Consider the following 19,781-nt stretch of genomic DNA (forward strand, 5'->3'; position numbering starts at 1 on the left):
CAGTAAGGATTTCCGCTCCCCGGGGGGACAGGCATGACGACCGGATTCTTCAGCTCCGTGGACGACGTCGCCGAGCGGCTCGCCACGACCGGCTACCTGGCGTCGCGGGCCGTCGCCACCACCGTCTTCCTCGCCGACCGGCTCGGCAAGCCGCTCCTGGTCGAGGGGCCCGCCGGGGTCGGCAAGACGGAGCTGGCCAAGGCCGTCACCGAGGTGACGGGCGCCCGGCTCGTCAGGCTCCAGTGCTACGAGGGCGTCGACGAGTCCCGCGCGCTCTACGAGTGGAACCACGCGAAGCAGCTCCTGCGGATCACGGCCGGCCGCGGCGAGTCCTGGGACGAGACGCGGACGGACATCTTCTCCGAGGAGTTCCTGCTGGCCCGCCCGCTGCTCACCGCGATCCGGTCCGAGGAGCCGACCGTCCTCCTCGTCGACGAGACCGACAAGGCCGACATCGAGGTCGAGGGCCTGCTCCTGGAGGTGCTCAGCGACTTCCAGGTGACCGTCCCCGAGCTCGGGACGATCGCGGCGACGCGGCGGCCCTTCGTCGTCCTCACCTCGAACGCGAGCCGCGAACTCTCCGAGGCGCTCCGCCGGCGCTGCCTCTTCCTGCACATCGGCTTCCCCGAGGAGGAGCTGGAGCGCCGGATCGTGACCCGCAAGGTGCCCGGGCTCGACGCCGCGCTCGCCGCCTCCGTCGTCCGGGTCGTGGGGGCGCTGCGGGCCATGGACCTGCGCAAGGCCCCGTCCGTGTCCGAGACGATCGACTGGGCGCGCACCCTGCTGGCGCTCGGCGCGGACCGACTGGACGAGGGTGTCGTACGGGACAGCCTGGGGGTCCTCCTCAAGCACCAGGAGGACATCGTGCGGGCCGCGGCCAAGCTCGACCTGGACGCGGTGTGAGCCCGGCGGAACCGGCCGGGACGACGGCTCCTCACGGGACGGTGGAGCGGCTCACCGGTCTGGTGGCGGCGCTGCGCGACCACGGCTTCGGGATCGGGACGGGCGAGACCGTGGACGCGGGGCACGCCCTTGAGGCGGTCGGATTCACGGACCGCGAGCGGGTCCGGGAGGCGCTGGCGGCGACACTGCTCCACGGGGAGCGGCAGCGGCCCGTCTTCGACCGCGTCTTCGACCTGTACTTCCCGCTCGGCGGCGGCAACGACGGCGATGACGGCGGCCGACCGGCGCTCGACGGCACGGCGGCCGACCTCGCCGAGCTGCGGGAGCGGCTCGCGGCCGCGCTGGCCGCCGACGACGGGGCCGCTCTCGCCCAGCTGGCCGCCGAGGCGGTGGGCGGGTTCGGGGGCTACGGCTCCGGCCCGGAGACGGACGGCTGGTCCTCTCACCAGACGCTCTCCCGGCTGCGCCCCGAGACCCTGCTCGCGCGGGTGCGGGAGGCCCGGCGGAGCGAGGAGCCCGAGTTCGCCGACCGGCTGCTCGACGAGGAGATCCGGCGCCGGATCGAGGCCTTCCGCGAGCGGGTCCGGACGGAGGCGCGGCAGCGGGTCGCCGAGCGCCAGGGCCGCGACCGGGTGGCGCGGCGGGCGGTCGCGGGGACGGCGGACGGGGTGGACTTCCTGCTCGCCGGGCGGGCGCAGCTGGACGAGCTGCGGCGTACGGTACGGCCGCTGGCGCGGAAGCTCGCCACCAGGCTGGCGGCCCGCCGGCGCCGGGCGGCGCGCGGGGAGATCGACCTGCGGCGGACGCTGCGCCGCTCGCTGTCGACCGGGGGCGTCCCGGTCCGTCCGGTGCTGCGGCGGCGCCGTCCCGGCCGACCTGAGCTGGTGCTCCTCTGCGACGTGTCGGGGTCGGTGGCCGGGTTCGCGCAGTTCACGATGCTGCTGGTGCAGGCCTTGCACGACCAGTTCAGCCGGGTACGGGTCTTCGCCTTCGTCAACCGGGTCGACGAGGTGACCGGGCTGATCGCGCGGGGCGCGGCGGACCCGGCGGGGCTCGGCGACCGCATTCTCGCGGAGGCGGAGCTGACCGGCCGGCACGGGCAGAGCGACTACGGGACGGCGCTCGGGGAGTTCGCCGACCGGTACGCGGAGGCCGTCGGCCCGCGCACGGTGCTCTTCGTCCTCGGCGACGCGCGGACCAACCGCGCCGACCCCAACCTCGCGGCACTCAAGCGGGTCGCGGACCGGGCGCGCCGGGTGCACTGGCTCAATCCCGAGCAGCCCTCGCTGTGGGGCACGGGCGACTCGGAGGCCCCGGCCTACGCCGAGATCGTGGACATGCGGCCCTGCCGCAACGCACGCCAGCTCGGCGCGCTGATCGGCCGCCTGCTACCGGTCTGACGGGCGTGTGCCGGTAGGGGGGTCGTACGGGGGTCGGTTGTCCCGTACAAGGGCGCCGATTAGCGTGACCTCCATGGAACTTTTGGGAGAGATAGTCGTCGGCCGGCCTCTGTACGTCGTCGCCGTGAAGGAGGAGGCGCAGTTCCTCGACACCGATCTGCCGGTGCTGCTGACCGGCATGGGCAAGGTGAACGCGGCGAGCGCCCTCGCGACCGTACTCGGCCGGGGGCCGCGGCCCTCCGGGATCGTGAACCTCGGGACCGCCGGGGCGCTGCGCCCGGGCTACATGGGGACGCACGTCGTCGGCACCGTGCTCCAGCACGACTTCGACGGCGCGTTCCTCGCCACGCTGACCGGTGAGACGTACGGCGAGCCGCTGACCCTGCCCGACGGCGGTGACGTGGTCCTGGCCACCGGGGACTCGTTCATCGCGGACGAGGCCTCGAAGGCGCGGCTCGCGGAGCGGGCGGCGCTCGTCGACATGGAGGGCTACGCGCTGGCCACGGTCGCGCAGCTCGCCGGGGTGCCGCTGCGGATGGTCAAGCACGTCAGCGACGAGGCCGGTGACGGCGCGGCCCGCACCTGGCGCGAGTCCGTCGCCGAGTGCGCGCGGGCGCTGGCCGACTGGGCTGCGGCGAACACCCCGTACCGCGTCTGACGCCGAAGACCCTGCACCTGAATCTCGACCTGCACCTGAACCTGACCCTGACCCGCACGGTCGGGCGTCGCCGGAGCCTCCAGAGCCGCCCGAGCCGCGTCAGCGGCCCCGGCGGCTCCCCGCTCACGGATCAGCGGTGCTGGAAGTGGACCTCCGGGTTGCCCGCGGTCGGTCCGTCCAGGACGGGCCGCGCGAGGCCCCGCAGGTGCCGGTCGAAGAAGGCGGCGACGTACGTCCGGGTGACGGCGACGGCCCGGTCGGCGGGCAGGGTCGGCCCGGGCAGGCCGAACCGGTCCTGGATCACCGGGTAGTCGGAGAACGTGAAGTGCTCCGCGCCGGCCACGGTGACCCACCGCTTCCAGCCGTCGAGCGTGGGCCACACCCGGTCCCAGCTGGTGTCCTGCCCGCCGGGGAGGTGCGTGCCGTCATGGGTGCCGAGCATCATGAACGGCCTGCCGCGCAGCCCCTCCGCCGGCAGGTCCTCCCAGAAGGCACCGTCCATGTTGACCCCGGCGTCGATGCGCGGGTCGGCCGCCATGGCGGTCGCCGCGCTCGCCCCGCCGATCGAGTGGCCCGCCATGCCGACACGGCGCGCGTCGATGACGCGGGCGTGACGCCAGGCGGGGCGCGGGCCGGTGAGCCGGTCGAGGACGAAGCGCATGTCGGCGGCACGGGTGGAGGTCACCACACTCGCGTGGACACCTCCCTCGTCCAGCGCCGTGCAGGCGACGCAGGTGAGGGTCCGGCCTCCGGGGACGGAGATGCCGTACGACTCGTAGGCGTGGTCGACGGAGGCGACGACATAGCCGCGCGAGGCGAGGTCCTCCGCGAGGTGGCTGAGCGTCCAGCGGGAGCCGCCGAAGCCGGGCGAGAGCAGCACGAGCGGATGGCGGCCCGGGGCGGGCCGGGCGTCGGTCGCACCGTGGGTACGCATCCGGGCCAGCGCGTCGCCCGGGACGGCGTCGCCGACGCCGAGCGCCTCGATCAGCAGCCGCGCCTCCTCGCCGGTGGCGTACGGGGCGGGGCGCCCCGCCCCAGGCCGCGCGGCCGGGTAATGGAGGGTGACCATCAGCTCACGCCCGACGGCGGTGGGCACCCAGGGGTCGGTGCGGGACCGGTCGACGAGCGGCAGGACCGTACGGCCGATGGCGTACGGCCCCGTGGGCGCGGGCAGCGCGGGTCGTGCGGTGTCCGGAGCGACGGCCGCGGCCGGGGCGGTGGTCGTGACCGGAGCCGCGACGGAGGGGCCCGCCGTGGCGAGGGCAGCGGGTAAGGCGAGGGAACAGGCGAGAACGGCGGCAGCGGCCGCGCGGGTGAATCGGGTCATGCGTCGCACGCTAGAGGCGACGGCCGGGACGGCGCGTCCTCCCACAGGCGCATGTCCGGTCAGACCGACGGCTGACCCGCGCGCCCGACGGCCCGTCCGGCCGTCTGTCCTCAACTCCCCTCCCCCCGGGGCGTGCTGGCGCTCCCACCTGCCGGGACGGCCTTGACAGCGCAGAAGCCCGCCTGCCTATGGTGAGACGTTCCTTCCCGGAACCAGGACGGCCAGGACGGCCAGTTCAGCCAAGGTGACCGGGGACGGAGCGGGACGCCATGGGGCCGGAGTCGAGGGGAGGCGCACGTGCACGCAGCGAACGCGACGCCGCGCGGCCCCGTCCGGTCGGGGGCGCCGCTCGTCTGCCGACGGCACGTCGACTTCTGCCGTACCTCCTCGGCCATCTGTCCTTCCGTCAGCGCCTGAACCCGCCCCGCGTGGGTCCGCGCGTTCCGTGACGTCCCGTCGCCCGGCCGCACGCCGGCGCGCCTCCGCGCGCCCGTGTCCGTGCCCGCCGCACGCTCCCGTCTTCCGGAAGGACTCCTCCGATGCCTCGCCCTGCCCTGCGCCTGGCCGTCGAACTCGACGGCGACGGTGCCCATCCGGCCGCGTGGCGCCGTGCCGCGCACGCCCCCGCCGAGCTGCTGACCCCGCGGCGGATCGCCCGGACCGCGGCCGCCGCCGAGAACGCCGGATTCACCCTCGTCACCCTGGACGACTCGATCCTGCCGCCGTCCTCCGGCGCCGGCCCCGTCGGACGGATCGGCGCGGTCGAGCGCGCCGCCTTCGTCGCCGCGGCGACGAGCGTCGTCGGGGTGGCCCCCGTGGTCGCCACCACCTACGCCGAACCGTTCCACGTCTCCTCGCAGCTCTCCTCCCTCGACCACGTCTCGGCCGGGCGCGCCGGCTGGGTGGTGGGCACCGAAGAGGACCCGACGGCCGCGCGGGCCTGGGGCCGTCCCCTCGTCGAGGGCCCCGAGGCCCTGGCCCGCGAGGCACGCGACGGGCTACGGGTCGTGCGCGACCTCTGGGACTCGTGGGAGGACGACGCGGTGATCCGGTCCGTGGCCACGAGCCGCTACCTGGACCGCGAACGGCTCCACGCCATCGACTTCGAGGGCGAGACGTACTCCGTGAAGGGCCCGTCCATCGTGCCGCGCCCCCCGCAGGGCCGCCCCGTGGTCCTCGCCCGCCAGGACCTCGTCCCGGCCGAACTGACCGATGTGGCCCTGGTCGGTGGCACGACCGCGGCGGAGACCGGCGCGGCAGGCGAGGCGGCGAAGGCCGCCGGCGTGCCGCTGGCCTTCGCCGAGATCGAGGTGGCCCTCGACACCCCCCGTGAGTCGGCCCGGGAGCGGATCGCCGATCTGGAGCGCTACTCCCCCTGGGAGGAACGCCCCGACCGGCTCCGGTACTCGGGTTCCGCCGAGGGTCTTGTGGCCCTCCTGGCGGAGCTCGCCGCGCACGTCGACGGTGTGCGGCTGCTGCCGCTGGTCCTCGACGAGGACCTGTCGGTGCTCTCCCGCCTCGTCCTGCCCGAGCTGTTCGTCCGACGGCTCGCGACGCGCCCGCTGCCGGGCACCACCCTCCGTACCTCCCTGGGGCTTCCCCGGCCCGTCAGCCGGTTCGCGACCGACACCGACGCCGTCAGCGCCACCCCCGCCGCTCTCGTCCGGGAGGAGACCCGATGACCCGCACCGATCCCACCGACGTCCCTCGTCCGGACGCCCAGCTGCACTTCGGCGTGTTCTTCCAGGGGGTCAACCACTGGACGATCTGGTCGGACCCGGCGAGCGGTTCGCAGATCGATCCGGCCTCGTTCCTCCGGGTGGCACGGACCGCCGAGCGAGGGCTTTTCGACGCCTTCTTCCTCGGCGACGGTCAGCGGCTGCGCGAGTCGGAGGGCGGCATCCACGAACTCGACGTCGCGGGGCGCCCGGACTCGATCACCCAGCTGTCGGCACTCGCCGCCGCAACCGACCGCATCGGTCTGGTCTCCACCTCCAACACCACCTACAACGAGCCGGCCGACCTCGCCCGGCGCCTCGCGGGCCTCGACCTGCTCTCCGGCGGCCGGGCCGGCTGGAACATGGTGACCACGCACAACGCCTGGACCGGGGAGAACTTCCGGCGCGGCGGATTCCTCGACCACGCCGACCGCTACACGCGCGCCGAGGAGTTCCTCACCGTGGCACGCTCCGTGTGGAACGGCTGGTCGGAGGAGGCGGTGGCCGCGTCCGCCGACGCGCGCTCCTGGTCGGTGCCGGGGGCGGTGGGTCGCGTACGGTCGCGCGGGGCGCACTTCGACGTCGATCTCGCGCCGACCCTGCCGCGCAGCACTCAGGGCCACCCGGTGATCTTCCAGGCCGGGGACTCCGGTGAGGGCCGGGACTTCGGCGCCCGGAACGCGGACGTGATCTTCTCCGCGCACGGTCTGGACTTCGACGACGCCCTGGGCTTCGCCGAGGACGTCCGCCGGCGGCTGCGGGCGGTCGGGCGGCCCGAGGACGCGCTGCGGATCCTGCCGGGTACGGAGATCATCATCGGGGCGACGGAGAAGGAGGCGGAGGAGAAGGCCCGCTGGGTCCGCCTCGAACAGGTCACTCCCGCCGTCGCCCTCGGCATCGCGGGCCGGCTGTGGAACATCGACCTGTCGGGGCGGGACGCCGACGGCCCCCTGCCGGCCGAGGATCCCGTGATCGTCGAGTACACCGGGAAGTTCGGGTCGAGCAGGTTCAGGGACACCCTGGCGACGGTCGCCGAATGGCGGGCGAAGGCGGAGGCCAACGGCTGGTCGCTGCGGGAGGCCGTGATCGAACTCGGCCCGCAGCGCGGGCATGTGGGCACGCCGGCGGGACTCGCGGAGAAGTTCGCGCGCTTCGTCCGGTACGGCGCGGTCGACGGCTTCAACGTCTCGCCGTACCTGGTGCCGGAGGGGCTCGACGACATCGTGGACCTGCTCGTTCCCGCGCTCCAGGAGCGCGGGGTGTACCGGACCGCGTACACGGGGACGACGCTCCGCGAGCATCTGGGACTCGCACCGGTGGAGTAGCGGGCGGGTGTGGGGGCGCGGCGTCCGATCCCGCCCCCACGCCACGCCCCCCGCCTCGCGCCCCCACCTCACACGCCCCCCCTGGCGTGCCCCACCCCCTCGTGCCACCCCCTCGTGCCGGCCCCTCATGCCGGCCCCCTCTCATGCCGGCCCCCCTCATGCCGGCTCCCCTCATGCCGGCTCCCCCTCGTACCGCCTCGCGGGCTCAGCCGAGGGGCAGTTCCAGGAACGACGGCTCGCCCTCCGGTGAGCCGAAGGCGGTCTGCGTCCAGGTGATGGAGGCCCCGCCGTAGAGCGGGTCCATGCTGTCGACGACCAGCATCAGCCGGTGGCCCGCGGGGATGTCGTACGCGGCGGCCTGGAGGTTCCAGGTCACGGTGGCGTCCTGTTCGGGCGTCAGGCCGTACACGTTGAGCGGTTCGTGGCTGATGATCCGGGCCGTCTCGTCCTCGGCGACGTCCAGGAGGTGCGCGACGAGCCCCGCCGACGTGGCGGTGGAGCGGACCGTGAGTCGCAGGCGCGGGATCCCCCGGACGCGGCGGCCCGTCGGCCCCTCCCCCTCGGGTGCGAGGAGCGGCTCCGTCGCCCAGGCCACGGCGTGCCGACGGTCGATCTTGCGGGTGTCGTAGATCTTGGGGTTGCCGCGCCACTCCGCCTGGCCGGTCTTCATGAGCGGCAGGTCCATGGCGGTGGCCTCGGTGTCCACCCCCGCGACGAAGGCGCGGCTCCAGCCGGTCCCCTCCGGCGGTGCCGGCTCCTCGGCGGCGCGCGGGACGAGCAGGCCGTCGGCGCCGCGGGCCCCGTCGCCGGTGAGGCCGAACACCTCGACGCCGGTGGTGACCTGGCTCCAGTCGGCGCGGGTCTCGCGGACGGCCGGTTCGACGATCCGGTTCTCCCCGGTCGGTTCGCCGGTGCCGGGGTCCGTGACCGGTTCCGTGACGTAGGTGAACATCACCTGGCCGGCGACGTTCTCCCACTCCTCGACCCCGTTGTGCTCGCCCTTGAGGTGATGGTCGAGCCAGGCGTACGCCTCCTCCATGGGGACGTTGGCCTTGCGGGGTTCCGTACCGATGAGCGCCGGTCCCTCGGGGGCGGCGTGGTCGCCGATCCAGAGATTGAGCCGCTTGGGCACCCGCAGGCCCTCGAAGGTCGTCAGGACCTGGTTGACCGGGAAGAGGCTCTCGTGCCAGGTGTTGGAGAAGAAGGTGGGCGTCTCGTTCTCGTTGGTGAGCGGCAGATACGACTCGGGGGAGCGCTTGCGGCCCCACCTGACGACCTCGTCCAGATTCCGGTCCGCCTGGAAGTCGGCGAGGATCCGCTGGTTCTCCTCGTCGAACTTCTCCTCGACCGGACCGCCGGTGAGCGCGAGCAGTGCCTTCACCGCCGCGAGGTGACGGGTCTCGTTGTCGTAGAGGCTGGTGGCGAGGTTGCCCCAGGTGCTGAGGGCGGCGACGGCGGAGACGCGGCCGTCGTGGGCGGCGACGAGCTGGCTGATGCCGGAGCCGTAGGACTCGCCGAGGAATCCGATGGTGCTCGGGGCGAGGTGCTCGACGGCGAAGTCGATGACGGCCGAGCCGTCGGCCCAGTCGTGGGGCCCGGCGACGTCGACGAGGCCTTCGGAGGTGGAGGGCAGTCCGGGGATGCCGAGACCGCGGGGCGTGTACGCGAGGACGTGGTAGCCCCTGCGCGCCAGGCTGAGGTACGCCCAGAGGAACAGCGGCCAGCCGTAGGGCGTCCAGCCCGCCGGGACGACGACGAGCGGGTGCGGGCCGGGGCCGAGCTGCCGGAGGCTGAAGGCGGAGAGCCGGATGCCGTCGGTGGACTCGATGCGGTGGTACGCGGGCAGCGCCACGCCGCGGACCTCCTCGACGTGCGCGGCGAGTTCGGCCGGGAGCAGCGTGTCGGCGCTCGCCAGGCCGGGGGTGCCGCCGCCGAGGAGTGCGGTGGCGAGGGTCTGGCCGAGGCGGACGGCGTCGGGGTTCACGGTTCCGTCGGCGGCCCAGAGACCGCTTGCGCCGCTTCCCGCGATGCGGGCGGTGTCGGCGGCGGTGAGGCCCACCGTGCCGTCCGGGAAGCCGGGGAAGTCTTCGGACGAGCCGGTGGTGAAGGGGTTGTCCTGGGGCACGTGCACCCGTTCCTCTCGAGTGGACTGCAGACTGTCCGCGCTGCGGACGGTCGCAAGCCTCACGTATGAGGGCCGGAGCGGCCAGAGCGCACGAACGGCGCACGTGTCGCGTAACCGTGCGGGAACGACACAAGCCGCCCCGAACTTGATGTTTGGGGGCGCCGATCGCGGTACGGAGAGGGGTTCAGGAGGTGGGTCGGACGGGCTCGGGCGGGCGGCTGGGCTCGGGAGGGTTGCCGGGCTCGGCGGAGTCGCCGGGATGGGGCGGGCGGACGGGTTCGGGCCGGCGGACGACGAGCAGCGCTGCGACGTCGTCGTCGAGGCCGTCGACTCCGTACGCGGCGAGATCGCGGTGGAGGATGCCCGGCAGCTCGGCGTCCGGTTCCCGGGCCCAGCCGCGCAGACGCAGCTCCAGCGGGTAGAAGGTGCCGGCGCGGTCGCGGGTCTCGCTGACACCGTCCGTGAAGAGGAGCATCCGGTCCCCCGGGCCGAAGGGCACCTCCTCGATCCGGTGGTGGTTCTCCGCGAGGCCCGCGAGGTTGACGGGGAGGGAGGGGTCGGCGAATTCGACCGGAGTGACCTCGGCCCCGCGCTGGAGCAGGGGGGCGGGGTGGCCGCAGCTGAGGAGGCGGGCGATGTCCCGGTCGTCGGGGAGTTCCACGAGGACGACGGTGGCGAACCGTTCGGCGGCGTCGGATTCGGGGTCCCAGCCGCCATAGCGGGTCAGGCCCTCGTCGAGTGTGTCGGCGAGCGTGGCGAGGTCGGGGGCCGTGTTGACGGTGGCCCGGAAGGAGCCCAGCAGGACGGAGGCGGTCTCGACGGCGCCGAGGCCCTTGCCCTGGACGTCGCCGAGCATGATCCGTACGGCTCCGGGGACCCGGACGGCCTCGTAGAAGTCGCCGCCGATCCGGGCCTTGGCGGCTGCGGCGACGTACAGCAGGTGCAGGTCGAAGCGGCCGAGCCGGTCGGGCAGGGGGCGCAGGACGACGCGCTGGACGACCTCGGCGACGGCGGTGACCTCGCGGAGGTCCCGCTCGTAGCGGGTGCGGACATGGCTGACCCAGGCCGCGCAGGCGGTGACCAGGACCAGGAACACCTCGCTCGCGAGGAGATCCGGGACGAGGGCCTCGTCCCGGCCGAGGTGCAGCAGGGCGCGGACCACCATGGCGAGCAGCCCGATGCCGATGGTCCCGCGCACGCTCCAGGTGACGGCCGCGAGGGCGGGCGCGGCGATGAGGAAGCGCTCGAAGCGCTCCTTGTCGGGGGTGAGGACATCGGCGGCGGCTGTCACGGCGAGGACCAGGAAGGGCAGGGCGCGACCAAGATTGAACTGTGTGCGCTCCGCCTTGCCGGGCGGGCGCCGGTGGCCGGAGTCGGGCATTTCGTGATCGTACGCAGAATCACCGTCGGGTCCCGGGTGGAGTGGGTCCCGGGCGTGTCCCCGGGCGGCTTCCCCGCTGGTCCATCCGCTGGTCCGCCCGCTGGCTCACCGGCTGGTCCGTCCGCTGGTCCACCGGCTTGTCCACCCGCTTGTGCGCCGCATCGGGCAGGGCGAGGGCGGCGGGAAGGGCGAGAGCCGCGAGGGCGGCGAGGGCGGGCAGGACGACGCCCCGGTCCGGGACGAAGCCGGCGTCCGGCACGAGGGCGAGGAGCAGGGTCGCGGTGGCGACGCCGAGGGCGGGTCCGACGTTCATGACGGTCTGCTGGAGGCCGCCGGCGACGCCCGCGTGGGCCTCGGGGGCGCGGTGCACGACGACGGAGGTCGCGGTGACCATGAGGGTGGCGAAGCCCGCGCCGAGCAGGGCCGAGGCGGTCCCCACGGAGGCCGCGGAGGCCGTCGCGTCGAGGCGGGAGAGCACCAGGACGCCGATTGTGAGCAGGACGGCGCCCGCGGCGGCGGTGCGCCGGGGGCCGAAGCGGCGCTGGAGCGGCGGGCAGAGGAACGCGCCGAGCACCATGAGCACGGCGAGCGGCAGGACGCGCAGCGCGCAGTCGAGGGGTTCGAGACCCTGGACGTCCTGGAGGAAGTACGTCGTGACGAAGAGCGTCCCGAAGAGGGCGGCCGAGGCGGCGAGGAGGACGGCGAGCCCGGCGCGGACGGGCACGCTCCGCATCAGCTCCGGCGGCAGGAGGGGGTGCGGGGCGCGGCGCTCGTGGCGGACGAGCGCGGCCCCGGCGGCCAGGGCGGCGGCGAGCACGAGCGCGGTGGTGCCCGTTCCACCGGGCCGGGGCGCGTCCACGAGACCGTGCACCAGGAGACCGAGGGCCGCGGCGAGCAGGACGGCGCCGAGCGGGTCGAGCGCGGCGATCCCGGAGGCGGTGCGCCGCCCCGCGACGTCGGCGCGCGGATCCGGACCGGCGAGTGCGAGCAGGCCGATCGCGAGAGTCGGCGGTACGCCGAGGAGGAAGACCGCTCGCCAGCCGTACGCGGAGACGAGCGCGCCGCCGACGAGCGGGCCTGCCGCAGCGGCGAGGCCGATGGCGGCCGTGCGCACGGCGATCGGCGTCGCGAGCCGCTCGGGCGGGAAGGCGGTGCGCAGCATGCCGAGGGTGGCCGGCTGGAGGAGCGCCCCGCACACGCCCTGCAGCACGCGCAGCGTGATCACCGCGCCGATGCCGGGCGCGAGGGCGATCCCGGCGGAGGCGGCCGCGAAGCCCAGGGCGCCGATGGCGAAGACGCGGCGGTGGCCGTAGCGGTCCCCGAGCCGGCCGGCGAAGACGAGGAGGCTCGCGACGGTGACGAGGTAGGCGGTGCTGGTCCACTGCACCTGTCCGACACCGGCGTGCAGGTCTCGCTGGAGGGCGGGTTGGGCGATGGTGAGGACGGTGCCGTCGAGGGCGACGACGGCGGCGCCGACGACGCTGCAGGCGAGAGTGGAGGCGCGGCGGGGGCCCGGGGCGTTCACGGGGCGGCCTCCACGGGCCCGAGGTGGGCGTCGAGGGCGGCGGCGAGGAGCGGGGCGGGGTCGGTGGCGCGGGTGGCGAGCCGCAGGCTGCCCCAGTGCCAGAGCTGGGCGATGCCGTGGAGGTTGGCCCAGAGCGCGCCCGCGCGCAGCGCGGCGCCGCCGGGCGAGGCCATGCCGGAACTCAGAGCCGTGTCGCCGGTCGAGGCCATGTCGGCACTCAGCGCTGCGTCGCCGGGCGAGGCCACTCCGGCACGCGCAGCCGCGTCGCCGGTCGGGTTCGGGCCCGGGCCGGGATCCGTGGCGCGGGCGACGAGCGCGGTGAGGTGGGCGAAGAGCGGCAGGCTCGTCTCGCGCAGTCCCAGCCGGCCGCTTTCGAGCAGGTCATGGCGGAACATCAGCTCGTACATGCCACGCCGGGTCTCCGCGTACGCGAGGTAGACGCGGGCGAGGATCGCGATCCGCTCGCGCGGCCCCGCGTCCTCCCGGTCCTCCTCGGCGAGGCGGTCGGTCAGCTCGGCGAAGCCCTGGCGGGCGATGGCCGACAGAAGGTCCAGGTGGGTCGGGAAGTAGCGGCGGGGCGCTCCGTGGGAGACGCCGGCTCTGCGGGCGATCTCGCGCAGGGACAGGGCCTGCGCGCCTTCGGCGTTCACGAGCTCGACGCCCGCACGGACGAGCCGTCCACGCAGTCCGTCCTCGCGCTCGTCGTGTCCTTCGTTCTCCTGAAGATGCATAGACAGTGTCTACCAAGATCGAGTAGACACTGTCTACCGAGCACGGGCAGACACTGTCCACCTACTGTCGCGCCCTGTTCGGTTACACTGAGAGACAGCGAAGGGGAGTAGCCCTGCAAACCGGTCGTCGACACACTGGAACCCTCGGGTTCCCGGTGACCGGGTCCACGCACGACGTGGACGGGCGAGACCTTCGGCCAGGCATCAACCGCGTCCGCGCTTCCGTGGGCGTGGTCCGTCATGCCGGGCCGAGTGGTCCTCCCGTCGCCTTCGAGGTGTGGAGCCCACGGGCCCGGACCGAGCAGAGAGCCCCGGTATGCACCTCGACCCCTTGGCGATCCTCACCGCCTTCGGGCTGATCTTCCTCGCCGAGCTTCCCGACAAGACGATGTTCGCGTCCCTCGCCATGGGCACGCGGATGCGTCCGCTGTACGTCTGGATCGGCACCTCGACCGCTTTCCTGGCGCATGTCGCCATCGCCGTGGGAGCCGGCAGCCTGCTCGGGCTGCTCCCCGGCTGGATCGTCAAACTGGTCTCGGCCCTGCTGTTCGGCTTCGGCGCCTTCATGCTGCTGCGCGGCGGGGGCGACGACGAGGACGGCGACGAGGGCGGCCGGACGGTGACCGGCTTCTGGCCCGTCTTCTCGACCGCCTTCATGGCCGTCTTCATCAGCGAGTGGGGCGACCTCACCCAGATCACCACCGCCAACCTCGCCGCCACGAACGGCACCTGGTCGACGGCCATCGGCTCGCTCGCCGCCCTGATGAGCGTCTCCGCCCTCGCCCTGGTGGCGGGCCGGTTCATCGCCAAGCGCGTACCGCTCAAGACCGTGCAGCGCGTCGGCGGCGTGTGCATGGCCGGCCTCGCGATCTGGTCGCTGATCGAGGTCTTCACCGGCTGACGCCGCCCCGGCCCACACCCCGCACACCCCCCGTCCCGCGCCGGACGGGGGGTGTGCGGCGTCCCGGCCCGGTACGGCCAAGCGGGGATGACCACCACCTCCGAACCGGGCCACCACCTCGCGGCGTTCGGAAACCATCCGCCACCCCCGGGTGGCAGGCTTGTGGGGCACGGTCCCCATGGCCACGGCACGAGCCCGTACGAGAGGGAGTCCCCGTTGAGCACGGAGTCGGACGCGACACACGGCGAACTGGACGAACGGGCGGCGAAGGTCGCGGACCGGGTGGTCGCCTGGCGGCACCATCTGCACCGGCACCCGGAGCTGTCCAACCGTGAGGTGAACACGGCCCGGCTGGTGGCGGACGAGCTGCGCGCGCTGGGCCTCGACGAGGTGCGTACGGGCATCGCGGGACACGGTGTCGTGGGCGTCCTGCGCGGCGCGGGCGCGTCACCCGGCGGGCGGGTCGTGGCGCTCCGGGCGGACATGGACGCGCTGCCGGTCAGGGACCTGTGCGGGACGGAGTTCGCCGCCGAAGTCGTGGACTCCGACTATCCGGGCGGTCCGTTCCCCGTCTCGCACGCCTGCGGGCACGACTGCCACACGGCGATGGTCCTCGGCGCGGCGGTGGTGCTCACCGGGGTCCGGGACCGCCTCCCCGGCACCGTGCTCTTCGTCTTCCAGCCCGCCGAGGAGGGCCCGCCGGTGACCGAGGAGGGCGGGGCGCGGGCCATGGTCGAGGCGGGCGCCTTCGCCGACCCGGTGCCGACGATGGCCTTCGGTCTGCATGTGACGCCCCATCCGAAGGGTCACGTGGGCTACCGGATCGGCAATCAGTACGCCGCCTCCACCCTCGTCCGTGTCGTCGTCACCGGGAAGCAGACGCACGGCTCCACTCCCTGGGAGGGCGTCGATCCGATGCCGGCCGTGGGGGCGGTCCTGACGGGGGTGGGTCAGCTGTACCGGCAGGTCTCGGCCTTCGCGCCGGTCACGGTCTCCATCGGGCACGTGGAGGACGTCGGCCGGTTCAACATCATCGGGCAGACGGTGACGCTGTGGGGCACGGTCCGGTGCGCGGTCGAGTCGGACATGGCCGAGGTCCAGCGCCGCCTCACGACGCTCGTGGAGCACTCGGCGACGGCTTACGGGGCGGCCGCATCGGTGGAGTACCTCCAGTCCGTACCGCCCGTGCACAACAGCAGGCCGTGGGTCGAGTCGGCGCTGCCGACCTTCCGCCGGGTCGTGGGCGAGGACCGGCTCGTGGAGACCGGGGGCACGCTCGGGTACGACGACATCTCCGAGTTCGTACGCCGCTTCGGCGGCCTGTACGTGACGCTCGGGGTCCAGGACGCGGCCCTGGACCCGTCGGGGCGGCCCGTGCCGGTGCCGGGCGGGCGCGGGATCGTCACCAACCACAATCCGCACTTCTACGCGGACGACGACACCCTCGTCACCGGTGTCCGGCTCCACGCGCACGTGGCGTACGACCATCTGACGGGGGCTCTGACGGCACCCCCGCCGGAGGAGTCGGAGGCGGAGCAGTGAGGGCGGAGCAGTCAGCGGCGCAGGAGTCAGAGGTGTGACGCGCCGACCGCCTCGACGAAGGCCCTGAGCAGCGCGGAGTCCGCGGCCGTGGGCCAGACCAGCCCGTACTCGATGGGCGGGGCGTCCCGCAGGGGGACGTAGGCGATGCCGGGGCGCGGGTGGTAGCGGGCGCCGAGCGCCGCGCCGGGGACGACGCCCCGGCCGGCGCTCACATGGGAGAGGACCTCCTGCCAGGTCGCCGCGGCGGGCCCCCGGCCCACGGCGGCGCCCGAGGGAGTGCGGCGGGGGAAGTGATGATCGCGCCAGTAGCGGGGGCTCGCGCCCTCGGGGGCGATCAGGGGCAGCCCCGCGAGGTCCTCCAGGCCGAGGGACGCCCGGCCCGCCAGCGGATGTGCCACGGGCACCAGCAGGACCCGGTCCTCGGCGACGAGGACGGGACCGGTGGTGAGGTCCGGCTCCCGGACGGGGAAGGCGACGAACTGGACGTCGAGCGTTCCGTCCCGGAGCGGGCCGGTTCCGCCGTCGAGCGGCACCTCGCGGACCGTGATCTCACAGCCGGGGTGGCGGGCGAGCAGCGTGTCGGCGGCGGCCGTGAGCAGTTCGCCGCCCCAGGGCGTGGCGAAGCCGGTCCGCAGTCTGCCGTGGACGCCACGCCCGGCCTCGACGGCGCGTTCGAGCGCGGCGCGCAGCTGCCGGTAGGCGGGCAGCAGGTCCTCGTAGAGGCTCAGGCCGACGGGGGTGAGCTGGACGCTGCGGCTGGTGCGGGCGAAGAGCGGGGCGCCCACGCGCCGCTCCAGCTTCTTGACGGTCTGGCTGATCCGGCCGGTGGAGACGCCGAGGCGTTCGGCGGTGCGCCCGAAGTGGAGCTCCTCGGCGAGCGTCAGGAACGCCTCCAGCTCGTACCGTTCGAACATCGGACCTCCTCCGGGCTTCTTCCGATCGTTGAGCGTGGCTCAACGCCGCTTCGATGATCGCATCTTGTTCGACGGGGGTGACGGCGAGGAGCCTGGAGGCGTCGCCCTCCCCGTACGGAAGAGAGTCCGTGGAACCGAGCCCCGCCGTCGTCCCTGCCGCCCCCTCGCCCCCTCCGGCCCGTACCGTGAACGTCCTGCTCTTCGCCGTCGCGGGGGCCGTCACCGTCGCCAACATCTACTTCCCGCAGCCGCTGCTCGCCGCCGTCGCGCGCGGCCTGGAGGTCTCGGAGCGGACGGCGGGGCTGGTCGCCTCGGCGGCCCAGATCGGGTACGCGCTCGGCATCCTGCTGCTCGTGCCGCTCGCCGACACCGCGCGGCTGCGCCGGCTCACCTCGGCGCTCCTCGCGCTGACCACCGCCTCGCTGCTCGTCGCCGCGGCGGCGCCGGACGTGGTCACGCTGACGCTCGCCACGCTGGCCCTGTCCACCACCACGGTGCTGCCGCAGATCCTCACCCCGGTGGCGGCCGTGCTCGCGGGTCCGGGGCGCCAGGGCAGGGTGGTGGGGCTCGTCGGTCTCGGCCTCACGCTGGGTTCGACGCTGTCCCGTACGGTCTCGGGCGCGGTGACCGACGCGAGCGGGAGCTGGCGTGCGGCCTACGTGGTGGCCGCGGCGGCGACGGCCGCACTGCTGTGGGTCCTGCCCCGGCGGCTGCCCGAGCGGATGGGCGCGCGGCCTGCTGACCGGCGCCGCTCCTCGTACCTCCGGCTTCTGGCCGGGCTGCCCGGGCTCCTCGCCGCCCACCGGGAGCTGCGGATCTCGGCGCTGCTCGGGGCGTGCGTCTTCGCCGCCTTCAGTGTCTTCTGGTCCGTGCTCGCGTTCCATCTGGCGGCCCCGCCCCTCGGGTACGGGCCTGGCGCCGCCGGGCTCTTCGGGGTGCTGACCCTGCCGGCGGCGCTCCTCTCGGCCGTGGCCGGCCCCATGGCCGACCGGTACGGGGCGCGGGCGGTGAACGCCGGGGGGCTGGCGGCCGCGGGGCTCGGCCTGGGGGTGGCCGGGTTCGCCCCGTACTCCCCCGTGGCGCTCGTGGCCGGTGCCAATCTGCTGGTGGTCGGGGTCAGCTCGTGCCAGGTGGCGAGTCAGGCCCGGATATTCGCGATCGGCCGGGCCGTGGCCGCCCGGGTGAACACCGTCTTCATGCTGGCGACGTTCGGCGGCGGGGCGCTCGGTTCGCTCGTCGGCTCCTGGCTGTACACGGCGTACGGCTGGTCCGCGGCCCTCCTGGCGGCGGGGGCGTGCGTCGCGGTCGCCGGTCTCGTGGTGGCGGTCGTGGCGCGACCGGTGGTCCCGAGTTGCGGCCCGGACGCCACACGGGAGGCTGGGGGTATCCGCTCGAGCACCTCGCAGGAGAGAACCCCGCAGGGAGAGACATGATCCTGGACCTCACCGCGCTCGCCGACGAGCACCTGGCCGCGGCCCGCACCGCGCCGCACGGGCGCAGCGCCCATCTGGTCATGCACGACGGGGTGCTCCGGCAGACCGTCATCGCCCTGACGTCGGGCACGTCCCTGGACGAGCACAACGCGCCACCGGCCGCGAGCCTCCAGGTGCTGCGGGGCCGGGTCAAGCTGACGGCGGCCGGCTGGTCGGAGGAGCTCCCGGCGGCGGCGCTGCGGATGATCCCCAAGGAGCGGCACGGGCTGACGGCGGTGGAGGACGCGGTGGTCCTCCTGACGGCCGTGAACGACTGACCGACCGGACGGCCGGCAGGGCTGGACGGGCTGGACGGCCGGCTCACGCCGGGGACTCTCACCGTCGAGTACAGGGAGAGGCTTGCGGCCGGAACCCGTGTCGGCTCCGGCCACCGGGGCGGACGGGTGTGAGGGTTCGAATCCGCTGCTAACGTGCGCGAATGCGCCTTTTGTCCCGTCTCGATGTGCGTGGTCTTGCTCGGCGGGCTGCCGCGCTGCGACCCCGGCGGCGGGGGAAGACCCTGACCGTGCCGGAGGCCGAGGGCGCCGACCGGGAGTGGTTGCGGGACCTCGCCGCGCTGCTGTGCGAGCTCGGCTCCGAGCTGCTGCGCGCCGGGGAGCGGACGGCCGAGGTCGAACGGGTGCTGCACGACGTGGCCGCCCGCTACGGCATGCGGGCGCGGAGCTTCGTGGTGCCCACGGGGCTGTTCGTCCGGGTCGGCGGCGGCCCCGACGGCCGGGGCGGCGAGCTCGACTTCGCCCCCGTCGAAGGCCCGGACCTGCGGCTCGACCAGGTGGAGGCGCTCCAGTCACTCGTCGAGCGGATGCGTTCGGGGCAGGTGCCGTTCGAGGAGGTGCGGCGAGCGCTCCGGGAGGTCCGGGCGCAACCGGAGCGGTTCAGCCCCGCCGCCACGATCCTCGGCTACATCCTGCTCACCGTCGGCCTGGGCACGATGCGGCACGCGACCGTCCCCGCCGTCATCGGGTACGCGGTCCTGGGCGCGGGTGTCGGTCTGCTGCGCCTGTTCGGCGACCGGCTCCCGGCGGCCCGGACCGCCCTGCCGGTCGTGGCGGCGATCCTGGTCACGGCGGCCGCGCAGCAGTGGGCCGGCCCGCTGCTGCACGAAGCGCCCACGGTGCTGTACATCCCGCCGCTGATCGCCTTCCTGCCGGGCTCCGCGCTCACCCTGGGTGCCATCGAACTCGCCACCGGGGCCGCACTGTCGGGCATCTCCCGCCTGGCGGGGGCCGCGAACGTGCTCCTGCTCCTGGCCATCGGCATCCTGGTGGGCACCGAGCTGGTGGACCCCCGCCCGTCGGGCGGGCCCGCTTCACCCGCCCTCGGCCTCTGGGCGCCGTGGGTCGGCGTGCTGCTGCTCGGCTTCGGCTTCCTGCTGTACTTCTCCGCCCCGCCGCGCGTCACGGGCTGGCTCCTGGGCGCCCTGCTCACCGAGCGGCTCGTGCAGTCGGTGGCCTCGGAGTTCGCCGGGGCGACGTTCGGCGCCTTCGCGGCCGGGATGCTGCTGCCGCCGATGGCCAAGTGGATCGCCCGCCGCTCGCACACCCCGGACCAGGTGGTGTTCCTGCCCTGCTTCTGGCTGCTCGTGCCCGGCGCGGTCGGCCTCACCAGCATCTCGGAGATCATCGTGGCGGGCGACACCGGCGGCGGCCTCGACAGCATGGTCGGCATGGTGATCACCGTGGCCTCGATCGCCATGGGAGTCCTCGTCGGCGCCGGACTCCAGCGGCGCCCCCGGCTGATGCTGGGCGCACCGGCTCCGCCGGACTCGCCCGGCCCGGACGAAGCGGCGGAGCCGGGGACGCCAGGGGCCGTCGCGATCCGGAAGGAGTGAGAAGGCC

General features: G+C 74.3%; 16 protein-coding genes. 10 read left to right on the forward strand and 6 right to left on the reverse strand.

The genetic code is table 11. The annotated features are described in order from the left end of the window. Positions 1 to 33: 33 nt before the first annotated feature. The 3 genes from SGA01_RS07610 (at position 34) to SGA01_RS07620 (ending at position 2,961) form a co-directional block, all read left to right on the forward strand. Positions 34 to 903, forward strand: coding sequence for an AAA family ATPase (locus SGA01_RS07610; protein WP_055639625.1), 870 nt, complete (start codon positions 34 to 36; stop codon positions 901 to 903). Then, on the forward strand, positions 900 to 2,303 hold the full coding sequence (locus SGA01_RS07615; protein WP_229918280.1) for a VWA domain-containing protein: 1,404 nt from the start codon (positions 900 to 902) through the stop codon (positions 2,301 to 2,303). The genes SGA01_RS07610 and SGA01_RS07615 overlap by 4 nt, the downstream gene beginning before the upstream one ends. Positions 2,304 to 2,376: 73 nt before the next feature. Then, positions 2,377 to 2,961, forward strand: coding sequence for a nucleosidase (locus SGA01_RS07620; protein ID WP_174867222.1), 585 nt, complete (start codon positions 2,377 to 2,379; stop codon positions 2,959 to 2,961). A gap of 130 nt (positions 2,962 to 3,091) precedes the next feature. On the opposite strand, the gene SGA01_RS07625 is transcribed toward SGA01_RS07620, so the two are convergent. Next, positions 3,092 to 4,288: an alpha/beta hydrolase family protein gene (locus SGA01_RS07625; RefSeq protein ID WP_141294573.1), complete on the reverse strand. Its 1,197-nt coding sequence runs from the start codon at positions 4,286 to 4,288 to the stop codon at positions 3,092 to 3,094. A 539-nt stretch (positions 4,289 to 4,827) separates the two neighbouring features. On the opposite strand from SGA01_RS07625, the gene SGA01_RS07630 reads away from it, so the two are divergent. Further along, complete coding sequence (locus SGA01_RS07630) at positions 4,828 to 5,970, forward strand: LLM class flavin-dependent oxidoreductase (RefSeq protein ID WP_141294575.1); 1,143 nt, start codon at positions 4,828 to 4,830, stop codon at positions 5,968 to 5,970. Continuing rightward, positions 5,967 to 7,331 (forward strand): NtaA/DmoA family FMN-dependent monooxygenase, encoded by a 1,365-nt coding sequence (locus tag SGA01_RS07635; RefSeq protein ID WP_141294577.1) that lies wholly within the window; start codon positions 5,967 to 5,969, stop codon positions 7,329 to 7,331. Before SGA01_RS07630 ends, SGA01_RS07635 begins: the two co-directional genes overlap by 4 nt. Positions 7,332 to 7,536: 205 nt before the next feature. On the opposite strand, the gene SGA01_RS07640 is transcribed toward SGA01_RS07635, so the two are convergent. The 4 genes from SGA01_RS07640 to SGA01_RS07655 form a co-directional block, all read right to left on the reverse strand. Beyond that, positions 7,537 to 9,456 carry a CocE/NonD family hydrolase gene (locus SGA01_RS07640; RefSeq protein ID WP_229918281.1) on the reverse strand — a complete coding sequence of 640 codons (1,920 nt, stop codon included), beginning with the start codon at positions 9,454 to 9,456 and terminating at the stop codon, positions 7,537 to 7,539. Between the two features lie 184 nt (positions 9,457 to 9,640). Next, positions 9,641 to 10,837, reverse strand: a complete 1,197-nt coding sequence (locus tag SGA01_RS07645; RefSeq protein WP_141294579.1) for a PP2C family protein-serine/threonine phosphatase — start codon at positions 10,835 to 10,837, stop codon at positions 9,641 to 9,643. A 19-nt stretch (positions 10,838 to 10,856) separates the two neighbouring features. Next, positions 10,857 to 12,362, reverse strand: coding sequence for an MFS transporter (locus tag SGA01_RS07650; RefSeq protein WP_141294581.1), 1,506 nt, complete (start codon positions 12,360 to 12,362; stop codon positions 10,857 to 10,859). After that, entirely contained in the window at positions 12,359 to 13,093 is a 735-nt protein-coding gene (locus tag SGA01_RS07655) for a TetR/AcrR family transcriptional regulator (RefSeq protein WP_141294583.1), read from the reverse strand. The genes SGA01_RS07650 and SGA01_RS07655 overlap by 4 nt, the downstream gene beginning before the upstream one ends. A gap of 316 nt (positions 13,094 to 13,409) precedes the next feature. Between SGA01_RS07655 and SGA01_RS07660 the strand changes: the two genes are divergently transcribed. Both SGA01_RS07660 and SGA01_RS07665 read left to right on the forward strand, forming a co-directional pair. Then, the gene (locus SGA01_RS07660) at positions 13,410 to 13,994 is read left to right on the forward strand and encodes a TMEM165/GDT1 family protein (RefSeq protein WP_055639632.1); all 585 of its coding nucleotides are present in this window, start codon (positions 13,410 to 13,412) and stop codon (positions 13,992 to 13,994) included. Between the two features lie 216 nt (positions 13,995 to 14,210). After that, complete coding sequence (locus SGA01_RS07665; RefSeq protein WP_229918282.1) at positions 14,211 to 15,536, forward strand: M20 metallopeptidase family protein; 1,326 nt, start codon at positions 14,211 to 14,213, stop codon at positions 15,534 to 15,536. Positions 15,537 to 15,562: 26 nt separating this feature from the next. Here the strand turns inward: SGA01_RS07665 and SGA01_RS07670 are convergent, their stop codons facing one another. Continuing rightward, on the reverse strand, positions 15,563 to 16,450 hold the full coding sequence (locus SGA01_RS07670) for a LysR family transcriptional regulator (protein WP_141294587.1): 888 nt from the start codon (positions 16,448 to 16,450) through the stop codon (positions 15,563 to 15,565). A gap of 128 nt (positions 16,451 to 16,578) precedes the next feature. Here SGA01_RS07670 and SGA01_RS07675 point away from each other — a divergent pair, with 128 nt between their 5' ends. The 3 genes from SGA01_RS07675 to SGA01_RS07685 all read left to right on the forward strand — a co-directional run bounded on the left by SGA01_RS07675 (position 16,579) and on the right by SGA01_RS07685 (position 19,774). Next, positions 16,579 to 17,883 carry an MFS transporter gene (locus tag SGA01_RS07675; protein ID WP_229918283.1) on the forward strand — a complete coding sequence of 435 codons (1,305 nt, stop codon included), beginning with the start codon at positions 16,579 to 16,581 and terminating at the stop codon, positions 17,881 to 17,883. Next, positions 17,880 to 18,200: a cupin domain-containing protein gene (locus tag SGA01_RS07680; protein WP_079037238.1), complete on the forward strand. Its 321-nt coding sequence runs from the start codon at positions 17,880 to 17,882 to the stop codon at positions 18,198 to 18,200. Before SGA01_RS07675 ends, SGA01_RS07680 begins: the two co-directional genes overlap by 4 nt. Before the next feature lie 248 nt (positions 18,201 to 18,448). Next, on the forward strand, positions 18,449 to 19,774 hold the full coding sequence (locus SGA01_RS07685; protein WP_229918284.1) for a threonine/serine exporter family protein: 1,326 nt from the start codon (positions 18,449 to 18,451) through the stop codon (positions 19,772 to 19,774). Positions 19,775 to 19,781: the final 7 nt, after the last annotated feature.

Source organism: Streptomyces gardneri, assembly GCF_006539185.1.
Classification (GTDB): domain Bacteria; phylum Actinomycetota; class Actinomycetes; order Streptomycetales; family Streptomycetaceae; genus Streptomyces; species Streptomyces gardneri.